Source organism: Pseudomonas sp. HS6-2 (assembly GCF_049325675.2).
Lineage (GTDB): Bacteria > Pseudomonadota > Gammaproteobacteria > Pseudomonadales > Pseudomonadaceae > Aquipseudomonas > Aquipseudomonas putida_N.
The window spans coordinates 2,290,222-2,310,837 of record NZ_CM143906.1; the positions used below are offsets into that span (position 1 = coordinate 2,290,222).

The 20,616-nt window shown below is 59.5% G+C and carries 12 protein-coding genes and 2 pseudogenes; 6 read left to right on the top strand and 8 right to left on the bottom strand.

Going from position 1 to position 20,616, the window contains the following annotated elements:
• Positions 1-160 precede the first annotated feature (160 nt).
• The 4 genes from ACOKS3_RS10705 to araD1 form a co-directional block, all read right to left on the bottom strand.
• Positions 161-1,747 (bottom strand): aldehyde dehydrogenase (NADP(+)), encoded by a 1,587-nt coding sequence (locus ACOKS3_RS10705; protein ID WP_075045732.1) that lies wholly within the window; start codon positions 1,745-1,747, stop codon positions 161-163.
• 29 nt (positions 1,748-1,776) lie between these two features.
• Positions 1,777-3,330 carry a UxaA family hydrolase gene (locus ACOKS3_RS10710; RefSeq protein WP_103469836.1) on the bottom strand — a complete coding sequence of 518 codons (1,554 nt, stop codon included), beginning with the start codon at positions 3,328-3,330 and terminating at the stop codon, positions 1,777-1,779.
• A gap of 27 nt (positions 3,331-3,357) precedes the next feature.
• Positions 3,358-4,677, bottom strand: a complete 1,320-nt coding sequence (locus ACOKS3_RS10715) for an MFS transporter (protein ID WP_075047011.1) — start codon at positions 4,675-4,677, stop codon at positions 3,358-3,360.
• A gap of 64 nt (positions 4,678-4,741) precedes the next feature.
• Positions 4,742-5,740, bottom strand: coding sequence for an AraD1 family protein (araD1, locus tag ACOKS3_RS10720; protein ID WP_075045730.1), 999 nt, complete (start codon positions 5,738-5,740; stop codon positions 4,742-4,744).
• Between the two features lie 111 nt (positions 5,741-5,851).
• On the opposite strand from araD1, the gene ACOKS3_RS10725 reads away from it, so the two are divergent.
• A complete protein-coding gene (locus ACOKS3_RS10725) occupies positions 5,852-6,775 on the top strand; it encodes a LysR family transcriptional regulator (protein WP_075045729.1) in 924 nt (307 codons plus the stop codon).
• 291 nt (positions 6,776-7,066) lie between these two features.
• Here the strand turns inward: ACOKS3_RS10725 and ACOKS3_RS10730 are convergent.
• Positions 7,067-7,258, bottom strand: a pseudogene (locus ACOKS3_RS10730) (GntP family permease); the annotation flags it as partial.
• A gap of 4 nt (positions 7,259-7,262) precedes the next feature.
• On the opposite strand from ACOKS3_RS10730, the gene ACOKS3_RS10735 reads away from it, so the two are divergent.
• Positions 7,263-8,345: a LacI family DNA-binding transcriptional regulator gene (locus ACOKS3_RS10735; RefSeq protein WP_075045727.1), complete on the top strand. Its 1,083-nt coding sequence runs from the start codon at positions 7,263-7,265 to the stop codon at positions 8,343-8,345.
• A gap of 148 nt (positions 8,346-8,493) precedes the next feature.
• On the opposite strand, the pseudogene ACOKS3_RS10740 reads toward ACOKS3_RS10735, so the two are convergent.
• A pseudogene (locus ACOKS3_RS10740) lies at positions 8,494-9,173 on the bottom strand (OprD family outer membrane porin); the annotation flags it as partial.
• 1,678 nt (positions 9,174-10,851) lie between these two features.
• Here ACOKS3_RS10740 and ACOKS3_RS10745 point away from each other — a divergent pair.
• On the top strand, positions 10,852-15,432 hold the full coding sequence (locus tag ACOKS3_RS10745; RefSeq protein ID WP_422763821.1) for an NEL-type E3 ubiquitin ligase domain-containing protein: 4,581 nt from the start codon (positions 10,852-10,854) through the stop codon (positions 15,430-15,432).
• Between the two features lie 22 nt (positions 15,433-15,454).
• On the opposite strand, the gene ACOKS3_RS10750 is transcribed toward ACOKS3_RS10745, so the two are convergent.
• Complete coding sequence (locus tag ACOKS3_RS10750; protein WP_103446734.1) at positions 15,455-16,954, bottom strand: sensor domain-containing diguanylate cyclase; 1,500 nt, start codon at positions 16,952-16,954, stop codon at positions 15,455-15,457.
• Between the two features lie 239 nt (positions 16,955-17,193).
• Here ACOKS3_RS10750 and ACOKS3_RS10755 point away from each other — a divergent pair, with 239 nt between their 5' ends.
• Both ACOKS3_RS10755 and ACOKS3_RS10760 read left to right on the top strand, forming a co-directional pair.
• Positions 17,194-18,567 carry an oligosaccharide flippase family protein gene (locus ACOKS3_RS10755; protein WP_422763820.1) on the top strand — a complete coding sequence of 458 codons (1,374 nt, stop codon included), beginning with the start codon at positions 17,194-17,196 and terminating at the stop codon, positions 18,565-18,567.
• A 24-nt stretch (positions 18,568-18,591) separates the two neighbouring features.
• Complete coding sequence (locus ACOKS3_RS10760) at positions 18,592-19,308, top strand: glycosyltransferase family 25 protein (RefSeq protein WP_422763819.1); 717 nt, start codon at positions 18,592-18,594, stop codon at positions 19,306-19,308.
• Here the strand turns inward: ACOKS3_RS10760 and ACOKS3_RS10765 are convergent.
• Positions 19,292-19,549 carry a hypothetical protein gene (locus tag ACOKS3_RS10765; protein WP_422763818.1) on the bottom strand — a complete coding sequence of 86 codons (258 nt, stop codon included), beginning with the start codon at positions 19,547-19,549 and terminating at the stop codon, positions 19,292-19,294. The genes ACOKS3_RS10760 and ACOKS3_RS10765 overlap by 17 nt on opposite strands.
• Positions 19,550-19,653: 104 nt before the next feature.
• Here ACOKS3_RS10765 and ACOKS3_RS10770 point away from each other — a divergent pair, with 104 nt between their 5' ends.
• Entirely contained in the window at positions 19,654-20,592 is a 939-nt protein-coding gene (locus ACOKS3_RS10770; RefSeq protein WP_374755298.1) for a helix-turn-helix transcriptional regulator, read from the top strand.
• Positions 20,593-20,616 lie beyond the last annotated feature (24 nt).

The following is a 20,616-nucleotide window of genomic DNA, read 5'->3' on the forward strand; positions in this document are numbered from 1 at the left end:
GATAGCATCAAAGCTCTTTTCATAAGCGATGCTGTGAAACGTGATGCGCCGCCAATATCGCCTGAGCGCAGCAAAGGGGAGAGGCAATGAAGAAAGAGGCCGAGGAACCCGTCTGGGATGGTTCCTCGGCCTGGCCGATGACGTTGATGTGTTACCTAGCTCAACCTGCTATCTCTGCCCGGCTGTATTCACCATCGATCAGGCGCAAGAGACCTAAAGGATTAGCGTTCTGCAGAACGGCGGGGAGCAACTCATCGGGATAGTTCTGAAAGCATACAGGCCGTAAAAAGCGATCGATGGCTGCCGTCCCGACAGAGGTACCCCGCGCATCCGAAGTGGCGGGGTACGGGCCACCGTGCACCATCGCGTCGCAGACTTCGACGCCGGTCGGGTAGCCATTGAGCAGCAAACGGCCGACTTTCTCCTGTAGCAGCTCGCTCAACCAGCCATGGGCCAGCAGCTCTGCAGGCTCGCCAATCAAGGTTGCGGTCAGTTGACCACGCAGTGCCTGGACGGCGGCGCCCAGTTGCGCTTGGTCTTCGACTTCGATCACCAGTGTGGCAGGGCCAAATACTTCTTCCTGCAACAGTTCGTCGCCATCAAGCAGCAGGTCGACGTCGGCTTTGAACAGTTGCGGCTGGGCCTGCTGCACCCCTTGCTTCGCGCCTGCCAGGTGGCTGATGCCGGGGTGGGCGTGCAAATGCTCCAGGCCTTCGCGGTAGCTGGCCAGTGTGCCGGCATTGAGCATGGTCTGCGCCGGTTGGTCGGCCATCTGGGTTTTGAACTGTTCGACAAAGGTGCTGAACTCAGCAGAGCGCAAGCCGATGATCAAACCAGGGTTTGTGCAGAACTGACCACAGCCCAGAGCTACCGAGGCGCTGAGTTCCCGAGCGATGGCCTCGCTGCGTACCCGCAGGGCATCAGGTAGCAGGATCACAGGGTTGATGCTGGACATCTCAGCAAACACCGGAATGGGCTGAGGCCGCTCGGTGGCCATGCGACACAGGGCGTTGCCACCCTTGAGCGAGCCGGTAAAGCCGACTGCCTGGATCGCCGGATGCTTGACCAGCCACTCTCCAACGCCGCCGCCATAGACCATATTGAAAACGCCAACCGGCATGGCGGTGCGTTCGGCTGCGCGCAGGATGGCATCGGCCACCCGTTCAGCGGTGGCCATATGGCCGCTGTGGGCCTTGAACACGACCGGGCAGCCGGCGGCCAGGGCCGAGGCGGTATCGCCGCCAGCCGTGGAGAAGGCCAGCGGAAAGTTACTGGCGCCGAACACGGCGACCGGACCAACGCCGATGCGGTACTGGCGAAGGTCCGGGCGAGGGATGGGTTGGCGTTCGGGCAGGGCACGATCGATACGCGCGCCATGGAAGTCGCCACGACGCAGCACTTTGGCAAAAAGGCGCATCTGGCCGCTGGTGCGGCCTCGTTCGCCGAGGATGCGCCCGCTTGGCAGGGCTGTCTCGCGGCACACGGTGGCGATGAAGTCGTCGCCCAAGGCGTCCAGTTCGTCGGCTATGGCCTCGAGAAACGTTGCGCGTCGCTCGGCAGGCAGGTTTCGATAAATAGGGAAGGCGGCGGCGGCGGCGCGGGCCGCGGCGTCGACTTCCGTTTCGGTGGCCTGGCTGAACACACCAGGCAGGGGCTCGCCAGAGCTGGCATCGAGGCTCTTGAGCAAGGTACTGCCCTGGGCCGAGCGTTGGCCGCCGATATAGTTATGACCGAGGATCGAGGTCATGAGGGCTCCTGTCGCGAATAAGGGGTGATTCAAGTGATGGCACCGATCTGCCACGGCACGAATTCGTTCTGGCCGTAGCCATGCTGTTCACTCTTGCTGCGTTCGCCCGAGGCAATGCGCAGCATCAATTGATAGATGTGTTCGCCACGCTCTTCGATGGTCATGCTGCCGTCGGCAATGCCACCGCAGTTGACGTCCATGTCTTCCTCCTGCGTTTCCCAAAGGCAGGTATTGGTCGCCAGCTTGATCGAGGGCGAGGGCGCACAGCCGTAAGCCGAGCCACGGCCAGTGGTAAACGCGATCAGGTTGGCGCCGCCGGCGACCTGGCCAGTGGCGGAAATCGGGTCGTAGCCAGGTGTGTCCATGAATACAAGGCCGTGGGAGCGGACGGGTTCCGCATATTCGTAGACATCCACCAGGTCGCTGGAGCCAGCCTTGGCGACGGCGCCGAGGGACTTTTCCAGAATGGTGGTCAGGCCCCCGGCCTTGTTGCCGGCCGAGGGGTTGTTGTTGAGTTCGGCACCCATGCGTTCGCAGTAGGCTTCCCACCAATGGATACGGGCAATCAGCTTTTCGCCGACCTGCTGGCTCACGGCGCGCCGGGTCAGCAAGTGTTCGGCGCCATAGATCTCCGGGGTTTCCGAAAGAATCGCGGTGCCGCCCGCAGCGACCAGGCGGTCTACTGCATTGCCCAGCGCCGGATTGGCGGTGATGCCTGAGTAGCCGTCCGAGCCACCGCACTGCAGACCGACCGTGAGGTGACGGACGCTGACCGGCTGGCGCTCGACCTGGTTGGCTTCGGCCAACAACGCTTTGACCTGCTCAATGCCGCTGGCGATGGTCTTGGAGGTGCCACCGGTGCCCTGGATGGTGAAGGTACGCAGGGTGTGGCTGCGTTCCAGGCCCTGGGCGGCAAGCAGGTCGGGGATCTGGTTGGTCTCGCAGCCCAGGCCGATCAACAGCACCGAGGCAAAGTTGGCGTGCACGGCGTAGCCACCCAGGGTGCGGCGCAACATCGCCAGGGCTTCGCCGCCGGGATCGACGGCGCAGCCGACGCCGTGGGTCAGGGCGACCACGCCGTCGACATTGGGATAGGCCACCAGCGCTTCGGGGTGGATATCGCGACGGAAGTGGTCGGCGATGGCCCGGGCCACGGTGGCCGAGCAGTTCACCGAGGTGAGAATGCCGATGTAGTTGCGCGTGGCGACCCGGCCGTCGGCGCGCACGATGCCCATGAACGTATCGTCGCTAGACGCTTGCACGCCGCGGGCATCGGCACCGAAGGCATAGTCGCGGGCAAAGTCGCCCATCGCCAGATTATGCACATGGACATGCTGGCCGGCCTCGATGGCCTGGCTGGCAAAACCGATGATCTGCCCGTAGCGACGCAGTGGCTGGCCGGCTGCCAGCGCCCGTGCGGCGACCTTGTGACCTGCCGGAATCGGCTCGCGTACGGTAATCGCTTCGTCCAGCAGCAGGCCTTCGGGCAGCGGCTGACGGGCGATCAGCACATCGTCCAGCGGGTTGAGTCGGATCACGGCATTGGCAGCGCTTGTACTGCCTGTTGTCGTAATGAGTTGCATGACTGTTACCTCAGTGGGGAGCGGGGCTCAGGCCAGCCCGCGCTCGCGATAGTCGATCAGGCCGGAGAACAGCATCAGGCCGAAGGCCATGACCACGAAGAAGATGAGGGCCAGGAAATAGGAACCGGTGAACTGCACGATCAGGCCGATCAGGATCGGCACCAGCACGCCAACCATGTTGCCGCAGAAGTTCATGCTGCCACCGAGCACGCCAGCCTTGGACTTGCCGCCGAGGATTGCTGGCAGGCACCAGTACATGCCGCACCAGCGGATGAAGAACAGCGCGACGCAGAGCAGGGCGATCACCAGCGCGGCATCCGGGGTGTAGGCTACGAGCAGGATGCACAGCGCTGCCACGGCCGCGGAGCCGGCGAACATGCTGCGCATGACGGTGTTGGGCTGGCCGCCGTTGGCCTTCCACTTGTCGGAGATCCAGCCACCGACCAGTTCACCGACGAAACCGCACATAAAGATCAGGAAGGTCGCGCCGCCCATGGCCTTGATGTCCAGGTTGTGGGCCTGGTGCAGGTAGCTCGGCATCCAGGTCAGCAGGCCGTAGAACACGCTGTTGTAGCAGGCGTAGCCGGCAAACATGCATAGCACCGAGCGGCTCTTGAGCAGTTCCTTGAGGACTGCCTTGCGGTTGCCGTTGGCCTTGCTCGCGGTCTCGTTGGCCTGGGTGATGTAAGCAAGCTCCGTGGCGTTGACCTGCGGGTGTTCGCTGGGGTGGTTGCGGATGTACCACCAGGCCCAGATGCCAGCGGCCACGGTGCCGACACCGGCCACGATGAAAGCGATGCGCCAGGAGTCGAACCAGGTGATCAGGCCGGCGATGATGATAGCGCCGAACGCAGTGCCCAATGGCGCGCCGCCGTCGACCAGGGTGGCGCCACGGCCACGCTCGTTGGGGGTCAGCCAGGCGCCGTTGAGTTTGGCCCCGGCCGGCATGATCGGCGACTCGGCCACGCCCAGCCCGATGCGGGTGATCAGCAGGGTGATCCAGTTGTGGGCAAAGCCTCCCAGCGCCTGGAAGGCGCCCCAGCCAATAGTGGCCACGCCAATGATGTTGCGCACCTGGAAGCGGTCGAGCATGACCCCAGCCGGGATCTGCATCAATGCGTACGACCAGAAGAACGCACTGAGGATCAGCCCCTCGAGTGCCGGGGTCAGTTCGAACTCGGCGGAAATCAGCGGCAGGGCGACCGACAGCGAGGCGCGGTCGATGTAGTTGATCGCTGCCAGCAACAGCAGAATCAGGAAGATCCGCCAGCGCACCGTGGTCGGCTTGGCAATGTCGGTGATGGCCATGGCGGGCGCAGAGGCCGCCGTACTAGGGCTGTTCTTCATGCTCATCTCACTCTTGTGATTGTTATGAAATGCCGCGGCGGCGCGGCCCTGCGCCGCCGACAGGTCAGAGTGCTTTCACCTCTCCGGGTGAGATGGCCGATGGCGTTACGGCAATGCCATTGCGCAGCGGGGCGCCGAATTCCGGCAGACTGATCTCGAACACATCGCCTTCGGCGGTCTTGACCTGGTCGGCGAACGACAGGGTTGCGGTGCCGAAGAAGTGAATGTGTACATCGCCTGGGCGCAGGAACTGGGCGTACTTGAAGTGGTGGTATTCGAGGTTTTCCAGCGAGTGGCACATGTTGTCCTCGCCGCTGAGGAACGCTTTCTCCCAGATCACCTGGCCGTCCCGACGGATCCGGCTGATGCCATCCAGGTGACGGGGCAATTCGCCCACCCGCAGTTCCGGGCCGAACGAGCAATTGCGTAGCTTGGAGTGCGCCAGGTACAGGTAATTGCGCCGTTCCATCACATGATCGGAAAACTCGTTGCCGATGGCAAAGCCCAGGCGGTAGGGCTGGCCATCATCGGCGATCACATAGAGGCCGGCGAGCTCCGGTTCTTCACCGGCGTCTTCGGCGAAGGCCGGGGTCTGGAATGGCTGGCCCGGGCGGATCACGATCGAACCGTCCCCCTTGTAGAACCATTCCGGCTGTACGCCGGCGGTGCCTGGGGCAGGGCGGCCACCTTCGATACCCCACTGGAAGATCCGCGCGGTGTCGGTAAGGGCGGCGGCATCGTCGATTTTCTGCTGATGCATCTTGTCGCGGGTCGAGGCGCTGCCGAGGTGGGTCAGGCCGGTGCCGCTGACCAGGCAGTGAGCAGGGTCTTCGTGGTCCAGCGGGGGCAATACCCGGCACTCGTCCAAGGCCTGGGCATAGCGCTCGTTGCTGTTGTCAAGGCCACGCTCGAGCACTTCCGCGCCCAGGCTACGCTGATTGCGAATAGCCGCCAGGGCCAGTTCACGCATGGACGCCGTGTTACGGACGATCTGGATCAGGTCGCCTTCGACCACGCCGACATGGCGCTGGGCGTGTGCGGTTTCAAATTGGATCAGGCGCATGCTGGCTCCTGTTTGTTCTTCTAGGGAAATGGTTGATGGCCACTTTAAATTTCCTCGGGATTGCTGCCTAATGAGAGCTGCTGACACTGTGATAACTTTTAGTGATCCCCTATGCTGCCATCGTTGAGCTCCATCGCTTCACGCCTTCGCCTGCGCCAATTGCGCTTACTGATCAGCCTCGATGAGCTGGGCTCGGTCCATAAAGCGGCTGAGGCAATGTCGATTACCCAACCCGGCGCTACCAAAGCCCTCAACGAGATCGAGTCAACCTTGGGCGCGGTGCTTTTCGAACGCACCAGCAAAGGCCTTGAGGCCAATGACCTGGGGCGTTGCGTGGTGCGTTATGCGCGCTTGATCAGCAATGACCTGGCGCACCTGCGCGAAGAGATGCTCGGCATCCTCCAAGGCCATGGCGGGCGCTTGTCGGTGGGTACCATCATGGGGGCGGTGCCGATCCTGGTGGACGGCTTGGCGCGTTTGCGCGAGTGTCAGCCGGATCTGTCGGTATCGGTGGTCGAAGACACAAGCGATCGCCTGCTTAATCTGCTCGATCAGGGTCGCCTGGACGTGGTGATCTGCCGGACCAGTGTCAGCCCACGGCCAGGGGCATACGAGAGCCGGGTCAAGCATCAGGAGCAACTCGTGCTGGTGGCCAATCCAGCACATCCTTTGGCTGGCCGCGAATCGCTGAACTTGGCGCAACTGACTGAGTCGCGCTGGATCGTGTTCCCCGTGAACATGCCCATGCGCCTGACGCTTGAGCGCGAGTTTCGAGAGGCCGGATTGAGCTTTCCACAATACCCTATAGAAACCTCGTCAACGTTCACCACGTTGTCGATGTTGCAGCAAGATGCCGATTTGCTCGCCGTCATGCCCTGGGATGTCGCCAAGGTGGCAGTGGATCACGGCATGCTGGTACGCTTGCCGTTGCAGCTCATGGCGCGTAGCGAGCCTTACGAAGTGGTGACGCGACGAGAAGTCGAATTGAGCCGACCCGCCAATGTGTTCATCGAGATTCTAATGGCCAAAGATTGAATAGATCATCTGATCTATAGCCTCGCCAGTTTTCGGAAGGGCGCCTTTTCGTTGTCGTATGGGATATGCCATGAGCAGCCCTTATTAAATACACATTCATCATATCGTTGACCTTTTCTTTGGCGCGCCATGGGCCTCTGACAAGGGCTTGTGTTCCCCGTAGTTAGCTCATAATCGCATGTTTTATCGTTGGGTCGATAATGGTTATTTATTGCCTTTGTGTCCCCTGGGTCTCGAATACTAGTTTCTTCGAGGCGCTTAAATTGGGCAGGCACTGGAAATGACGGGTGATTAAATGATGCCGAAAATATAATACAGGGCAATGGCAAAGAATGCGCCTAAAATTTTGAACCCTGTAATGCCAAATATGAACTTATATGCTTCTCGGTGGGTCAGGCCCGTCACCGCTAGCAGGGTAATGACAGCGCCGTTATGGGGTAGGGTGGGTAGGATGATTTTTTTCGTTCTGTGCAAGGCCTTAATGACCATGGCTGAATCTGTTCGTCGCCCCGTCACAGCTCACGACGTAGCTAGGCTCGCAGGGGTTTCGCAGTCTGCTGTTTCACGCACTTACACAAAGGGCGCCAGCGTGGCGCCCAAGACACGAGAGAAGGTCGAAGCCGCCGCAGCGGCACTAGGCTACCGTCCTAATTTCGTCGCTCGATCGTTGATCACCCGTCGCTCAAGCCTTGTTGGCGTGGTAATTCCTAGCATGGTGAACCCTTTCTATTCCGCCGTGCTGGAGGCTCTATCCAAGGCATTTGAAGAAACCGGCTATCGGGTGCTGCTGTTCTCGACAAGTACAAATGAGAACTCGGACCCCATTTTGGAGGAGGTCTTGCGGCATCGGGTGGAGGCGTTGATTCTAGTCTCGTCCTCTCTTTCGTCGCATTTTGCGCAGGAGTGCAAGCAGACGGGGCTCCCCGTGGTATTGCTCAACCGGAAAAATGACAGTGATACCGTCTCGAGCGTGACGAGTGACAATGCCAAGGGAGGGGAGGTCATTGCGGATTTCTTCGTCTCTACGCAGCACAAGCATCTAGCGTTCATGGCAGGTAATGAACATTCATCGACCAGCCGGGATCGGGAACGCAGCTTTACTAGCCGGCTTGCCCAGCATGGTTACCCTGCGCCATTACGTGAGGTAGGTAACTACAACTTTGCCGATGCGATGGCATCAACGCGATTGTTGATGTCACGGCAATCTCCTCCTGATGGCATTTTTTGCGCCAACGACCTAATGGCCATTGCTGCCCTGAACGTCATTACGAAGGAGTTAGGCCTTGTCCCTGGTAAGGATGTTTCGGTAGTTGGATTTGACAATATCGATATTGCCGGCTGGCCATTGGTCGGTTTGACGACCTATGTGCAGCCCATAGACCAGCTTGTGGAGCAAGCCATAGGCATCATCAGGGCGCAACTGGAAGAGAGCACTACGCCATCCATTCAGCAGGTATTGCCCGGAAATCTGATTATTAGAGACAGCGCTCGCCGTCCTGTAACTGGCCTTACCAAGCTTGGTCAAGACACCATATGGGCACCGACTGAGATTGGCAAAGCCACCAGTTGATGGGGGAGAGCGCCCCGTATGTAGATAGAGCCAAGAGCTTTTTTCGTGCGGCTGGCGCCTACCTCGGTCTCTAAGCCCCCGGTCAGAGGCTGTCCCACTTCCAGGGCGGAGAATGGCGGGGGCGTGGTCAGCCGCTACGATCATGGCGTTACAAGATATTGATCGGATAGTTGATCATATCCGGTGCTCGTCGGCATCGCGCTGGTTGCCGACGGTTGAACGCAGCTGTGCATGGCGAAGCTGTATGTTCAGGTCTTTCGCAGGGCCCGATTGCACGGTGTAGGCAAGGGTGACGTTGCGTTCCCATTCCTGCTTGTCGCCATCGACCGCCTTGATGTTGGAACCGCTTTCGTACATGCCGACGAAGGTCAGGCCCGGTATACCGACGTTAGCGAAGTCATAGCCGTAACGTACTTGCCAGGTGCGTTCGCCGGCACGTTGGAATTTCCCGATCATCGACTCGGTCATGAAATAGGCGGTGGAACCATCGCCCTGGTTCAGCCATACCGCATCGCTTTTACCGCTGACCACCTGGTAGCCCGCAGCGAACATGTGGCCCTTGATCAGATAGGAAAACTGGGCGCTGGACAGGCGGCTGTCGACCTTGCCCTTGGTCACGCCATTTCCGTAATAGCCCACGGTGTAGTAGTCGCTGTCGTGGCCATTGGCGCCGTCGGAGTGATTGTCGAAGTGGCGCAGGTCAGTACGCAGGGTGCCTTCACCAAGCTTGAGGTCGTGCTTCAGGCCCAGGAAGTGCTGTTTGTAGAAGTCTTCGAGGCTCCCGTAGTAGTACTGCAGGGTCAGGTTGTCGGTAGGTTTGTAGTCAAGCCACCGCACAACTTCAATGCAAAGAATGATGAGTAAATTTACGGTGGATATGGTTCCTCCGGTAACGGGTCGACGCTAATTGAGCGTGAGAGTTAGTGTTGTTATATCGGTGGCTGGTTTGATCTGAATCATTGGGTGAGTGTCAATGGAATGTACAAAGGTACAAGCGTGCGCATGGTTTGTGCTTTTGCGTAAAGCGGTTTGCTCCAATCAGCATTGATCTGTATGTGGAGTTCTACATTTGTAGGTTTATAGAGTTTTTTGTTTGAAAATTTCTTTAGCCAAAATTTCTATTTGAATACCCGCATATGAATTATCGAATTTAGCCGGTAAAATTTCATAAGCTCTGCTCCGCAGCCTGCCAGATGTTGTTTGCAGCTTTCAGCTGATATCAATTGAGGTCCCTGGTTATGGATATTCCTCACTTCCTTGCTTACAGGATGCCACTTGAAGTCAGTGGCAGGCCGGCAGCCTTTCCGCACTATTTCCTCGGCACGCTCGACCAAGGTGAAGGGTGATATCCACTCCCCGTTGCACCGGCCTGGGGCACGCGTAGGGGGCAAGCGTTGAAATTACCAGCTGAATGGCTGGTAGAATTCTGCATTGGTGGCCGGTCAATCGGGCGGATGAGCTAACATCCAGCCCGATCTGTAGACCTTACCGCAGGTATCTTGCTTGCCAATAATGGAAAGCAACTTATCATCCTACTCGAGTAAAGAAAAATACACGCTCCTCTTCATCGTCGAACAAGTGATCTTCGAACAAATAACATTTTGACTTTTCTGCTATAGAACCCGTTCAAAGCGATTTTTGATGCCATCCTCTTCGTCATCACCGTGCATGGTTTTCGGTCAAACCTCCTGCTGACCAACGGGGAGGGTGGATTGAGCGGCCGAGAAGTGCTGGTGATCAGTCGGCGCCGAAGCGACTGCGCTGTCTGACCATGTGCATGCCCGCTCACTTGCCTATCTCTAAAAATGAGTCCAGAATCAAGGCTATCCCTGTTTCAGGGAACGCTGAAAGCCCTTTGATTTCAACGGCTCGGAAGCCAGATGCGAGTCTCGTTTCCCGCTCCAAATATAGATCTACAGAGTTCCATGGAAGTCTGTAGATACTTGAAAATAGACGCTTCGGCGTCTTTTTTCGTTTCAGCGCAGTCTGCCTGAACCCATCAGCAGCCACGAAATTTAAGTACAGCACGAAGGTCCACAAGGCACGTGAGTGTCATTGACGCTGGCCTCGCGCAGTGCGGCAAGATGCGGACGTTCGGCCAGCCACATGACATTGGCGGCCACTGATACAACTCGTTGATGGACACGCTGACGTGCGGGCGCAGCAGCGTCAGGCTGCTATTGGATGCCTCGTGGTGCATGGGTTGAACCCACCCGTGACCAAGGCCCAGCGCAAGAGCCTAGGGCCATGTCTCCGATGCCTTGGCAAAGACCTTGCGTCCCAGATCAGCGGTATGTTTGTCTCGTGCAGACGAGGTCGGTGGGATTCCACTGCCTTTTGCACGAGTGCCTGGCTTTCTGGCAATAGGTAGAAATGAGGACACAGGCCAAAGGCAGACACCATTTCTCCCCCGAGCAGGGGCTCAAGCGCGGGTGTTAACTGTATACACCCCCTCGACAGCGTGCTCCGATAGGTTGATTGCTCAATCATCCCATTGGGTATTGTCATGCAGACAGATCGAGCATCCACCGTTCCCGACGCGCTCGCATTGGCGCAAGCCTATCAGGACAGCATCATTGCCAAGCGCCTCCCCGCCTGGCTGAAAGCTGCTACCACGGAAGAACTGCAACAGCTTCGCGCAGCAATGCGCCGAAGCCTGGACACTCGCCGCCACCTGTCGAGGGTCCTGGCGCAGATTGAGGGCATCGACGCATTCGCAACGCCGATCCTGGCCTCGCAAATGCAGGCGAAGTTCGGCCATGCGTACAACGTTCGACGTTGGCAGATGCTGGTTGGCAATCGGGAGGTCGTGATCAATGCGCTACCCGTGGGCGCGCACCTCACCGAAGTGAAGTACGAGCCGATGCCGCTGCTGGAGGCGGCCTTGCGCAATTTCACTGAGGCAGAGACTGCTTCGGACAGAACCCTGGACGGCGCGCAACCCAGGGGAAACCGTTTGTTGAATCCTCGGCAGGGCAGGGTAACGCCACCCAGTGCGGACCAGTTTGCGCGGTTCTGTCGAGAGTTGGACCTAGGCGCGCAGTATCAACAGCATCTGGACGAAGCATTGCAGCCCACGTCCGGTTTCGATCAGGCATCGGGCACGCCTCGCCTGTTGGCTGATGCCCATCGTGATGCGCTGCTGGTGGATGCCTATGAGGCCAAGCTCACAGGTGTGCTGACTCAGGCGGAACTGCAATTGATCGCGGGACTTTGCAACGACAATGCCTTGGGTAGGTTGAATGGCGATCCTGTAGTCGCTAACCGTCTTCAACTGTTGGGCCATACGATGCAGCAGATCGTCGTGCTCGCGGTCATGGACGAAGGCATCATTCGCAACACCATCAAGCGGGTACTCGTGCACATTCCGGGTGATGAACATGGCGCTTGGTGTGCATTCGAGAGTCTGCGCAAATTCGCAAATGCGCTGGGCCGGCGCTTGCGCGAGCCGAGTTACCAAAAGTTCTTCACTCGCTTTGTACGACGGCGCGATAGCCAGGCCTTCTTCGGTGAAATCATTCCAGCCTATGCCGATCTGGTCTCGACCGCCAATTACGAACTCAATGAAGAGGTCGAGCCGTATGGGTTGCCGCTGTTCAATACACTGGCGACAGCGCGTATAGCACAGATCAAAGATGATGCAGCCATGATCGCCGTGCCGGTGGCCAAGCTGGACCGGGCGGTCGAAGTCGCGCATAACCGGCGACTGGCGGCCGAGGGATGGACGCTGCTGAACCTGGCAGGCCTGTTTGTACCTGCCATTGGCCTCGGCTTGCTTGCCATCACGGCATGGAGGCTATTGGGCGAGGTTTACCATGGCATCGATGCCTGGCGTGAGGGTGACGACAATGAAGCACTCGGTCACTTGCTCAATGTGGGGGGCGATGTCGCGGCGATGACAGTGACATCGGCGGGTTTGCTTTTGACCCGACGTTTATGGCATGGCGCCACAGTGGTCGATGAGCTGGTGCCTGCTCACCTTGAAGATGGCACGGTCAAACTGTGGAACCAGGACCTCTTGCCTTATAGATTGGCCGGGCCAGCGCCAGGGGCCGTTCGGGACGCCCAGGGCATTCATCGCCTGGGTACGTTCGCGTGGGTGGAGATTGACGGAGGCTACTACGCAGTAGAGCAACGAGTGACAACGGGGGCGTGGCGGCTGTTGGCTCGGGAGGGTCACGCACCGTTGCTATGCCACAACGGCGCAGGTGCCTGGCGTTTGTGGAGCGAACAGCCTGCCCAATGGGATGACCTTCACACCTTGTTCCGCCGTTTTGGCGAGGATGCCCAAGGGTTGGATGAAGAGCAGATCGACCAGGTTCTGGCGGCTCATGCGTTGGATGCAGAGCATCTGCGTGGACTTCATGTGTACGGTCGGGCACTTGATCCCGAAGTGATGGACACGGTGCTACGCGTCAAGCTTGATCAACGTATTCGCAATGTCATTGGCGATCTTCGTTCAGGCAAAGCTGTAACGGATCAGCTTGTGCTTGAGCATGCCCGCAGCCTGCTGGGGAACAGTACAAGCGTCAGTGCCGACTTGGCCAATCAAATCTCGCCTCGAAGGCGTGAGCTGTTCCAGCGACTGTACGAAAGCATGCAGGAAACCGACTCATCCGGTGTGGCGCAGCTTCGCCGGGTATTCACCAGTTTGCATGGGCCAGCGGCGAGAGGCTTGATAAGCGCTGCCAGTGTGACGGATCGTCGTCTACTGGAAGTCGACAAACGCATTTCATTGAGTTTGTCAGAGGCTGCCCGCAACTGTGTGCAGCGGATTCGCACGGCGAGGGCCTATGAATCGTTGGTGATCGATTCCCCGCAGAATGCGGACACTGCAAGAGCTGCAGTGGCAATGAGCAAGTATCTACCGAATGCCTCCACCGGCATTCGTTGGCGGCTACTTGAGGCTGGGAGTGACGCAAACATTAAGTTGCTGGATAGCGAGTCTGGCACTCGACAACGCGGGCTCTTGCATCGGGATGGGCGCTTTCAGTTGCTTGATGATCAAGGCACTGCCGTGGGGGCTCCAGGGGAACTGTTTGACATCATGGCCTCAGCCTACGACGAAGGGCTGCGGCAATCTTTGGGAGTGGGCGATCCGATTGCTCATAACCTGCGGGTGCTACTGGCTCGGCTTGCTAACGTTCGACGTGCGCAAGTCCAGGCGCTGTTTGGGCGGCGCCAAGGCGACGGAGTATGGTTTACGCCGCCCCAACGTATACAAGACGGGCGTATTGGTTACCCGTTGAGTGGGCGGGGCGAGGGGGGCGCGCCAGTTAGAAGACGACCGCAAGCACTGTTCGCCATTATTCGTTCTCTCTATCCATCATTCTCTGATGAGCAGTCCCTTACTTGGATTAGCGATGTACAGGCAGCAGGGCTGAACCTGGAATCGGAGCTGCAAAGGTTGGGGCAGGAACTGGAGGCACTCGGAACCAGTCTTCATCAATGGCAGATGCGTGCTCCGATGGGAGGGGAGCGCAGCGTGCGGCGAGAGTTTCGTGAGTCGTTGGTCAATTGCTGGCGGCGACGACTCACTTACCCAGGACCAGCCACTGGGCAGACCCACAGTTATCGTTGGGCCATCTTCAATCTATCACTCCCGGCGCTGCCTGAACTGCCCTCACAGGTCAGCTTTGGCCATGTCACCGAGATGGCGGTTTTTGAAGTGGGGCTCACAGCGCTGCCGGAGCAGTTCATACGGGCGTTTCCGAACCTGAGAACATTAGAGCTTCCAGGGAATCGACTCACACAATTGCCATTGCAGCTGATGCAAATCAGATCATTGCAGAGTCTGGACCTCTTTGGTAACCAGATTGTGATGACGCCTGCTCAGGCAACCATACTGGCCTGTTGTGAATCACTGGAGTACATCAACCTTTCGTTCAATCCCCTTGGGCGGGTGTTCTCGCTGGCCGGGCTTGGCCGGCTACGACGATTACATATGCGCAGTACGGGGATCAACCAACTGCCTAATGCTCTGACGGATCGACCGGATTTGCTTTTGGCTGATTTGCGTGACAACCAGATTGATCGCTTGCCTGAGCATTTCTATCGAGCGCCCGGGTGGATCCGCCGTAGCATTCTGGTACGCGGTAATCCACTGACCGAGATGGAGATCTCGCGCTTGCGAGCATCCTTGGAAGGCGTGGGAACGTTACGTGAAGAGGTGGTTGTCGATGACGTAGGGCACTCCCGTCGGCGTTGGTTGGATGCCTGCCAGAGTACACATAGAGGAGAGTTCTCTTTGCATTGGGACAATCTCCAGAGCGCCCCTCGGTCAGGCGAGTTTTTCTCCATGCTCACACTCCTGCTGCGTTCGGCCGATTTTCATCAGAGTCCTCAGGCGTTGGCAGATCGCGTGTACTCGATGATTGTGGCCATGTCGGAGTACTCCAGCTTGCGGGAGGAGTTATTCAACGAGGTAGACGAAACCAATTGCCAGGATGGTGCAGCGCTTACCTTCAGCAACTTGGAGCTGCGCATGTTGGTGTGGCAAACGCAGCGCGGTGCTGAAGATCGAGAAGAGGGTTTGTTGCACCTGGGGCGACAGTTGTGGCGGCTGGATGAGGTAAACCGCATTGCACTTGAGGAGATACAGGCCCGGCGAAAGGATGGGGCAGATCCTGATGAGGTCGAGGTCGGGCTGGCCTATCGAGTGTCCCTGCGTGATGCGCTCGACTTGCCTGCGCAGCCCGGCGGCATGCTGTTCAGAGAGTCTGCTCGGGTAGACGAGGCGGGTGTGGCCGATGCACTGGCGCGTGTTCGGGAGGCTGAAACTTCCGCCACAGTTGCTGCATCCCTTGTCGAACGTGGTTTTTGGCAGGACCATTTGCAGCGAACCTATGGGGCGCGATTTGAAGCCGTCGATGCGCCTTTTCATGAGCAGTTGAATGTGCTGATGGACGAGCAGGCTGTTCCGGACGGTGAACGGCTGACGGAGATGAACCGGGTGCGGGATGCGCGCCAGGCTGCACAGCGTCAATTGATGGAGGAGTTGACCTTGGCTGCGCTGGAGCCTGGCGCTGATCCGCAGGCGAGCGGTGGTACAGAAGAGCCTGTGTCGCCGGGGGCGTCCGCGGTTTAAGCAGTTGCCGCGCGCGTCGTTTTCAGCCGATATGCAGGCGGTTGCGACCCGCTTCCTTGGCGACGTACAGTGCTTGGTCGGCGCGTGCCAGCAGCGCCTCGCTGTTGTCCAGGTCGCAGCCACGGGCACTGGCGACGCCGATGCTTACGGTCACCTTTTCAAAAGGACTGTCAGCGTGGGCAAGCGGTTCCAGGGCCAGGCAGTCGAGCATCGCCTGGGCTACCCTGGCCGCGCCTGCGCAGTCGGTATCCGGCAGGATCGCTGCCAGCTCCTCGCCGCCGTAGCGCGCCAGCAAGTCGGGTGGCCGGCGCGTGCAGCCCGCAAGGCGCTGGGCCACTTGCTGCAGGCAGGCGTCACCGGCCAGGTGGCCGTGGCTGTCGTTGTAACGCTTGAAGTGATCGATGTCGATCATCAGCAGCGCTAGGGGCCTGCCACTACGCCTGGCCCTGCCGACCTCCTGGGCCAGGGTCTCGTTGAAGCGGCGCCGGTTGGCAAGCCCGGTCAGCGCATCGTGCATCGCCAGGCGCTCCAGTTGCTGGTTGCTGTCGAGCAGTTGCTGCTGGGTCACCCGCAGTTCACCTTCTGCCAGGCTGCGACGACGCATGGCGCCGATCAACAGCCAGCCGATACTGCCGATCAGCAGTAGCAGGCCGCTCACCACCAGCGCCGACAGTTGCGCTTCCAGCTGCCAGGCCGCCAGTGCCTCACGCTTGCCCAGGGCGACAGTGGTCACCAGAGGAAGCTGGTCGCTCTTGCGAAACGCATACAGGCGTTCGACGCCATCCAGGCTTGACGTGAACGAAGCGGTACCCACCGACTTGTCGATCAGGTACTTGGCATAAATGGGCGAGCTGGAAAAATTGCGCCCCATGTCCTGCTCGCGAAACGGGTAACGCACCAGCAGCGAGCCATCGGTGTAGGACAGCCCGATGGCCCCGTCGTGGCCGAGGTCGATCTGGCCGAACAGGCGCAGGAAATTCTCCACGCCCAAGGTCACGGCCACCACACCGGCGAATTGCCCGGTGACGTCGTCGAAGCGGCGGCTGATGGTGATGACCCATTCCTGAGTAGCGCGGCTGCGTATGGGCAGCCCTATGAAGGGCTCGCGGGAAGGGTCGTCACGGTGGTGGATGAAGTACGCCCGGTCGCTGCTGTTGGCACCGGCCGGGATGGGGCGGTTGGAGGACATCAGCCAGCGCCCGTCCCTGTCGTATACGGTGATCCCGCTCAACTGCGGCATCAGCGGTTGCTGCCTGCTGACAAGCTGGCTGAGGCGTTCGATCTGCCGTGGCCCGCTGCCTTCGGTTTCAAGGCGTTCGACCAGCCCGAGCAGGATCATGGAGCTTTGCCGGACAATCCCCTCGGAGTAGGTGGACAGGGCTTGGGTCAGGTTCAGGCCATGGATGTCGACTTCTGCAAGGGCGCGTTCGCGGGAAGCCATGACTTTCCAGAGCGTCAGCGAAGCGAGGGAGCAACCAATGACTGATAGCAGCAGAACGACGAGTTGAATGTCACGCTTCACGGTAGTACCTGATGGAAATCCGAATTCCGACGCTGGCGATCAATCGTTGAAAGCCATGGCATATAGCCATTCCTGGCTGCAGGCAAGCATACAAGGCGCTACCTGAAAGCGCAGTAACTACCGTAACGCCGGGCCATGCCGGGCAGGGTGCGGCCATCCGTGGGGATGATCATTGGCGCCATAGCAACATGGCAGATTGAGACTATAGTAACGTCATAAAAACAGGGACTGTGGGTGCCATGTCTACGATCGATCTGTCGTCCTCGCAAAGTCTTCGCAAACGCGTGTTGTTGGCTGGGGCACTGAATATCGGCTCCATCGTCGCCTCCCAGGTCATCCGATTGGGTGGCAACCTGATTATCACCCGTTTGCTGCTGCCGGAAATGTTCGGCCTCATGGCCATTGCCACCACGGTTTCGGTGTTGCTGCTGTTGCTGTCCGATGTAGGGCTGCGGCAAAACATCATTCAAAGCCCGCGCGGCGACGAGCCGCTGTTCCTCAATACCATCTGGTCACTGCAGATCATTCGCGGCCTGGGGCTGTTTGTGGTGATGCAGCTGGTGGCGCTGGCGTCGTGGATTTCCCAGCACTTCGAAATGTGGCCGATGCATTCCACCTACGCTGACCCTCAGCTGCCCGGGATACTGGCTGTCACCGGCTTTTTCGCGATCATCTTCGCCTTCCAGTCAACCAAGATAGATGTGGCCATCCGCACCTTCCAGCAGAAGAAAGTGGTGCTGGTCGAACTGGTTTCGCAAATCGCCGGCCTGGTGGTGATGCTGGTGATCGGTTATCTCTTCCGTTCCATCTGGGCGCTGGTGGCAGCAGGCCTGGTCTCCACTCTGGTGACCACAGTGCTCAGCCATATGATTTTCCCGGGGCACAAAGACCGCCCGCAGTGGGACCCGGCAGCCCTGCGCGAGATCGTCAATTACGGCCGTTGGGTGTTTCTGTCGTCCGCCGTCGGCGTGCTGGCCATGCAGGGCGACCGGATCTGGTTCGGCGGCAGCATGACCGTGGCGCAGCTGGGGGTGTATTCGATTGCCGTGGGCATTCTGGCGGCCTTCCAGCTCAGCCTGCAGCGGCTGGCCGGGGCGGTCGCCTTGCCGGCCTTCAGCGAGGCGGCCAGGACCGGCGACATGGAGCGCCTGCGCAATCTGTATTTCCGCTTCAGGCTGATCTTCGATGTGCTGACCCTGTTCACCTGCGGCTTCCTGTTCACCGCCAGCCCGCTGATCATCCATTGGCTGTATGACGCCCGGTACCAGGACGCCGGGCACATGATGGCGATTCTGTCGCTGTCGCTGTTCACCTTGCGCTACGGCCTGACGCAACAGATCTGGATGGCCTTGGGGCTGACCAAGTACATGGCCATGGACAACATCATCCGGGTGGTGGCGCTGTTCACCCTGATGCCGTTGCTGCTGGCCATCGGCGGGGTGACCTACGCACTGTGGGGGGTGGCCCTGCATACCTTCTTCACGCTGTTCCTGATCTTCAAGGTCAGCCACCAGCTGGGCATGCTGAGTATCAAGCGTGAACTGGTGGTCTTGCCCGTCATGGTGTTTGGCGCCCTGTGTGGCCAGTTCATCAGCCACCTGTTCGCCTTCTGATCGGCTGTACCAAGGACCTGAACGATGAATGTGATCGACTTTTTTGATCGGACCCGAATCATCAATATCCCGTCCAGAACGGACCGCCGCGAAGAAACCGAAGCCGAGTTCGCCCGCAACGGCTTCCACATCGATGACCAAAAGATCGGCTTTTTCCCGGCAGTGACGCCTACCGGCCAAGAGGGCTTCCCCAGCATCGGCGCCCGGGGCTGCTTCATGAGCCACATGCAGATACTGGAAGAAGCCGTGCGCCTGAATGTCGACAACATCCTCATCATGGAAGACGACATCCAGTTTTCCCGGCACATTGGCCCGTTTGGCAAGAAGGCCGTCGAGTCCCTGCAAGGCATGGACTGGGACATTGCATACCTGGGCCATTCCTGCGAGGGCAATTCCGATACCCCGGGCTGGGCACCGGTCGATCGCCCCATCCACCTGTCGCACTTCTATGCGGTGAACGGCAAGAGCGTGGGCAAGCTGCGGGACTTTCTCGCGCAGATCCTGCAGCGCCCGCCAGGGCACCCCGACGGCGGGCCGATGCACTATGACGCGGCCCTCAACACGCTGATCCACACCGACAAGAACATCCAGGCCTACTACTTCACCTGGAGCCTCGGTTACCAAAGGCCTTCGCGCACCGACCTGCATGCCTTGTCGATATTCGACCGGCTGGCCATGCTGCGGCCGGTAATGGCTTTGTATCGGCGCTTGAAGGCGGAAAAACTCAGGAGAACTCGATAGCCTTCAGCGCATTCAACTTCAGTTTTGGGCTGATAGCGCCCGATGTCGCAATCAGGCCTTCCCAAAAGTTGCTCAAGGACAGCGAAGTGCTGAGTTGTGCAAAGGCCAGCCGGCTGAACACGGACCCGCTGGAACCACTTTTGGGCGACCACGCATTGAGTTCCGCGTGCTGTACTGCGAGACCATGCTCGAACGCCTGGAAGGGCGGCCGCAGCTGAAATCGGTAGGTTGATTGGGCCAAGATAGGGCGTCACATGCCTGTCATGCGCGGCTGATAGTGTACCGGTCCCCTTTCGTGGCACAAGGTGTGCAGCGGTGTATCCCGGCACGACCCGCAAGCAGTTCATGCTCCGTTCCAGCGACATGCGCAGCGACGAGTTCGCCGCCTTGTTCACGCAACTGTACGGCAACTTGTATGCCGACATGCCGCCACTGGGCGAAGGTATCGCCATCGGTGGCGTCTACGGCCGTTTCGGCGGCATGAGCGTGCGGCACATGCAGTATCGGGGCGACTTCACCATCGTCCTGCCGGCGCCGCAGGACGAAATTACCTTTGTGCTGCCTACTGCGGGCAAGATCATCTTCGACCACCGCAGCGAGTCGATCGGCGGTGCCCAGGTCGGCCTGGCAGTGGACAAGCTCGACATCCGTTCGGTGAGGATCACCGATGGGCATGCCCAGTGCGGTATGTCGATCCGCCGCAGCGCGTTCGCCGAGCGGCTTTCGACCCTGCTCGAACAACCCTTGCCTGCGCCGATTCGCTTCGCGCCGCAGGTCGACCTGGGCAACCCGGCGTTTCAGGGGATCCGGGCCTTGCTCGAACTGGCAACCGGGACCGAGTTCGACCAGTTGATCAACACCGGCCTGCTGATGCCTGTGCGCTTGCAGGAGATGCTGGTCGACGCGCTCCTCGAAACCTGGCCGCACAACTACAGCGAGGCATTGCGCAAGCCGGCCCCGGCGATTGCACCGCGGCACGTGAAGCTGGCCATGGCCTATTTGCGCGAGCATCCGGCCAGGCAAGTCAGTGGCAGCGAGCTGGCGGGGTTGGCCAATGTCAGCCTGCGGGCCTTGCAGGATGGCTTTCGGCGTTTTGCCGGGACATCGATTGTTGGCTATCAGCGGCAGGTGCGGCTGGAGCAGGCGCGAGAGGTGCTGGCGCGCGGGGAGGGCGGGTCGGTGGCGGAGGTTGCCTTGCACCATGGTTTCAGCAATGCCGGGCGGTTTGCCCAGTACTTTCAGCAAGCCTTTGGTGTCAGCCCGGCTTTGATTCGGCGCCGGTAGTCGGGGGCCACAAAGTGGCCCCCC

Excerpts from the sequence above, each read along its gene's own strand:
- ACOKS3_RS10755 (WP_422763820.1), top strand. The coding sequence starts at position 17,194 with ATGTCTACGATCGATCTGTCGTCCTCGCAAAGTCTTCGCAAACGCGTG.
- ACOKS3_RS10760 (WP_422763819.1), top strand. The coding sequence starts at position 18,592 with ATGAATGTGATCGACTTTTTTGATCGGACCCGAATCATCAATATCCCG.
- ACOKS3_RS10725 (WP_075045729.1), top strand. The coding sequence starts at position 5,852 with ATGCTGCCATCGTTGAGCTCCATCGCTTCACGCCTTCGCCTGCGCCAA.
- araD1 (WP_075045730.1), bottom strand. The coding sequence starts at position 5,740 with ATGCGCCTGATCCAATTTGAAACCGCACACGCCCAGCGCCATGTCGGC.
- ACOKS3_RS10745 (WP_422763821.1), top strand. The coding sequence starts at position 10,852 with ATGCAGACAGATCGAGCATCCACCGTTCCCGACGCGCTCGCATTGGCG.
- ACOKS3_RS10715 (WP_075047011.1), bottom strand. The coding sequence starts at position 4,677 with ATGAAGAACAGCCCTAGTACGGCGGCCTCTGCGCCCGCCATGGCCATC.
- ACOKS3_RS10770 (WP_374755298.1), top strand. The coding sequence starts at position 19,654 with ATGCTCCGTTCCAGCGACATGCGCAGCGACGAGTTCGCCGCCTTGTTC.
- ACOKS3_RS10710 (WP_103469836.1), bottom strand. The coding sequence starts at position 3,330 with ATGCAACTCATTACGACAACAGGCAGTACAAGCGCTGCCAATGCCGTG.
- ACOKS3_RS10735 (WP_075045727.1), top strand. The coding sequence starts at position 7,263 with ATGGCTGAATCTGTTCGTCGCCCCGTCACAGCTCACGACGTAGCTAGG.
- ACOKS3_RS10705 (WP_075045732.1), bottom strand. The coding sequence starts at position 1,747 with ATGACCTCGATCCTCGGTCATAACTATATCGGCGGCCAACGCTCGGCC.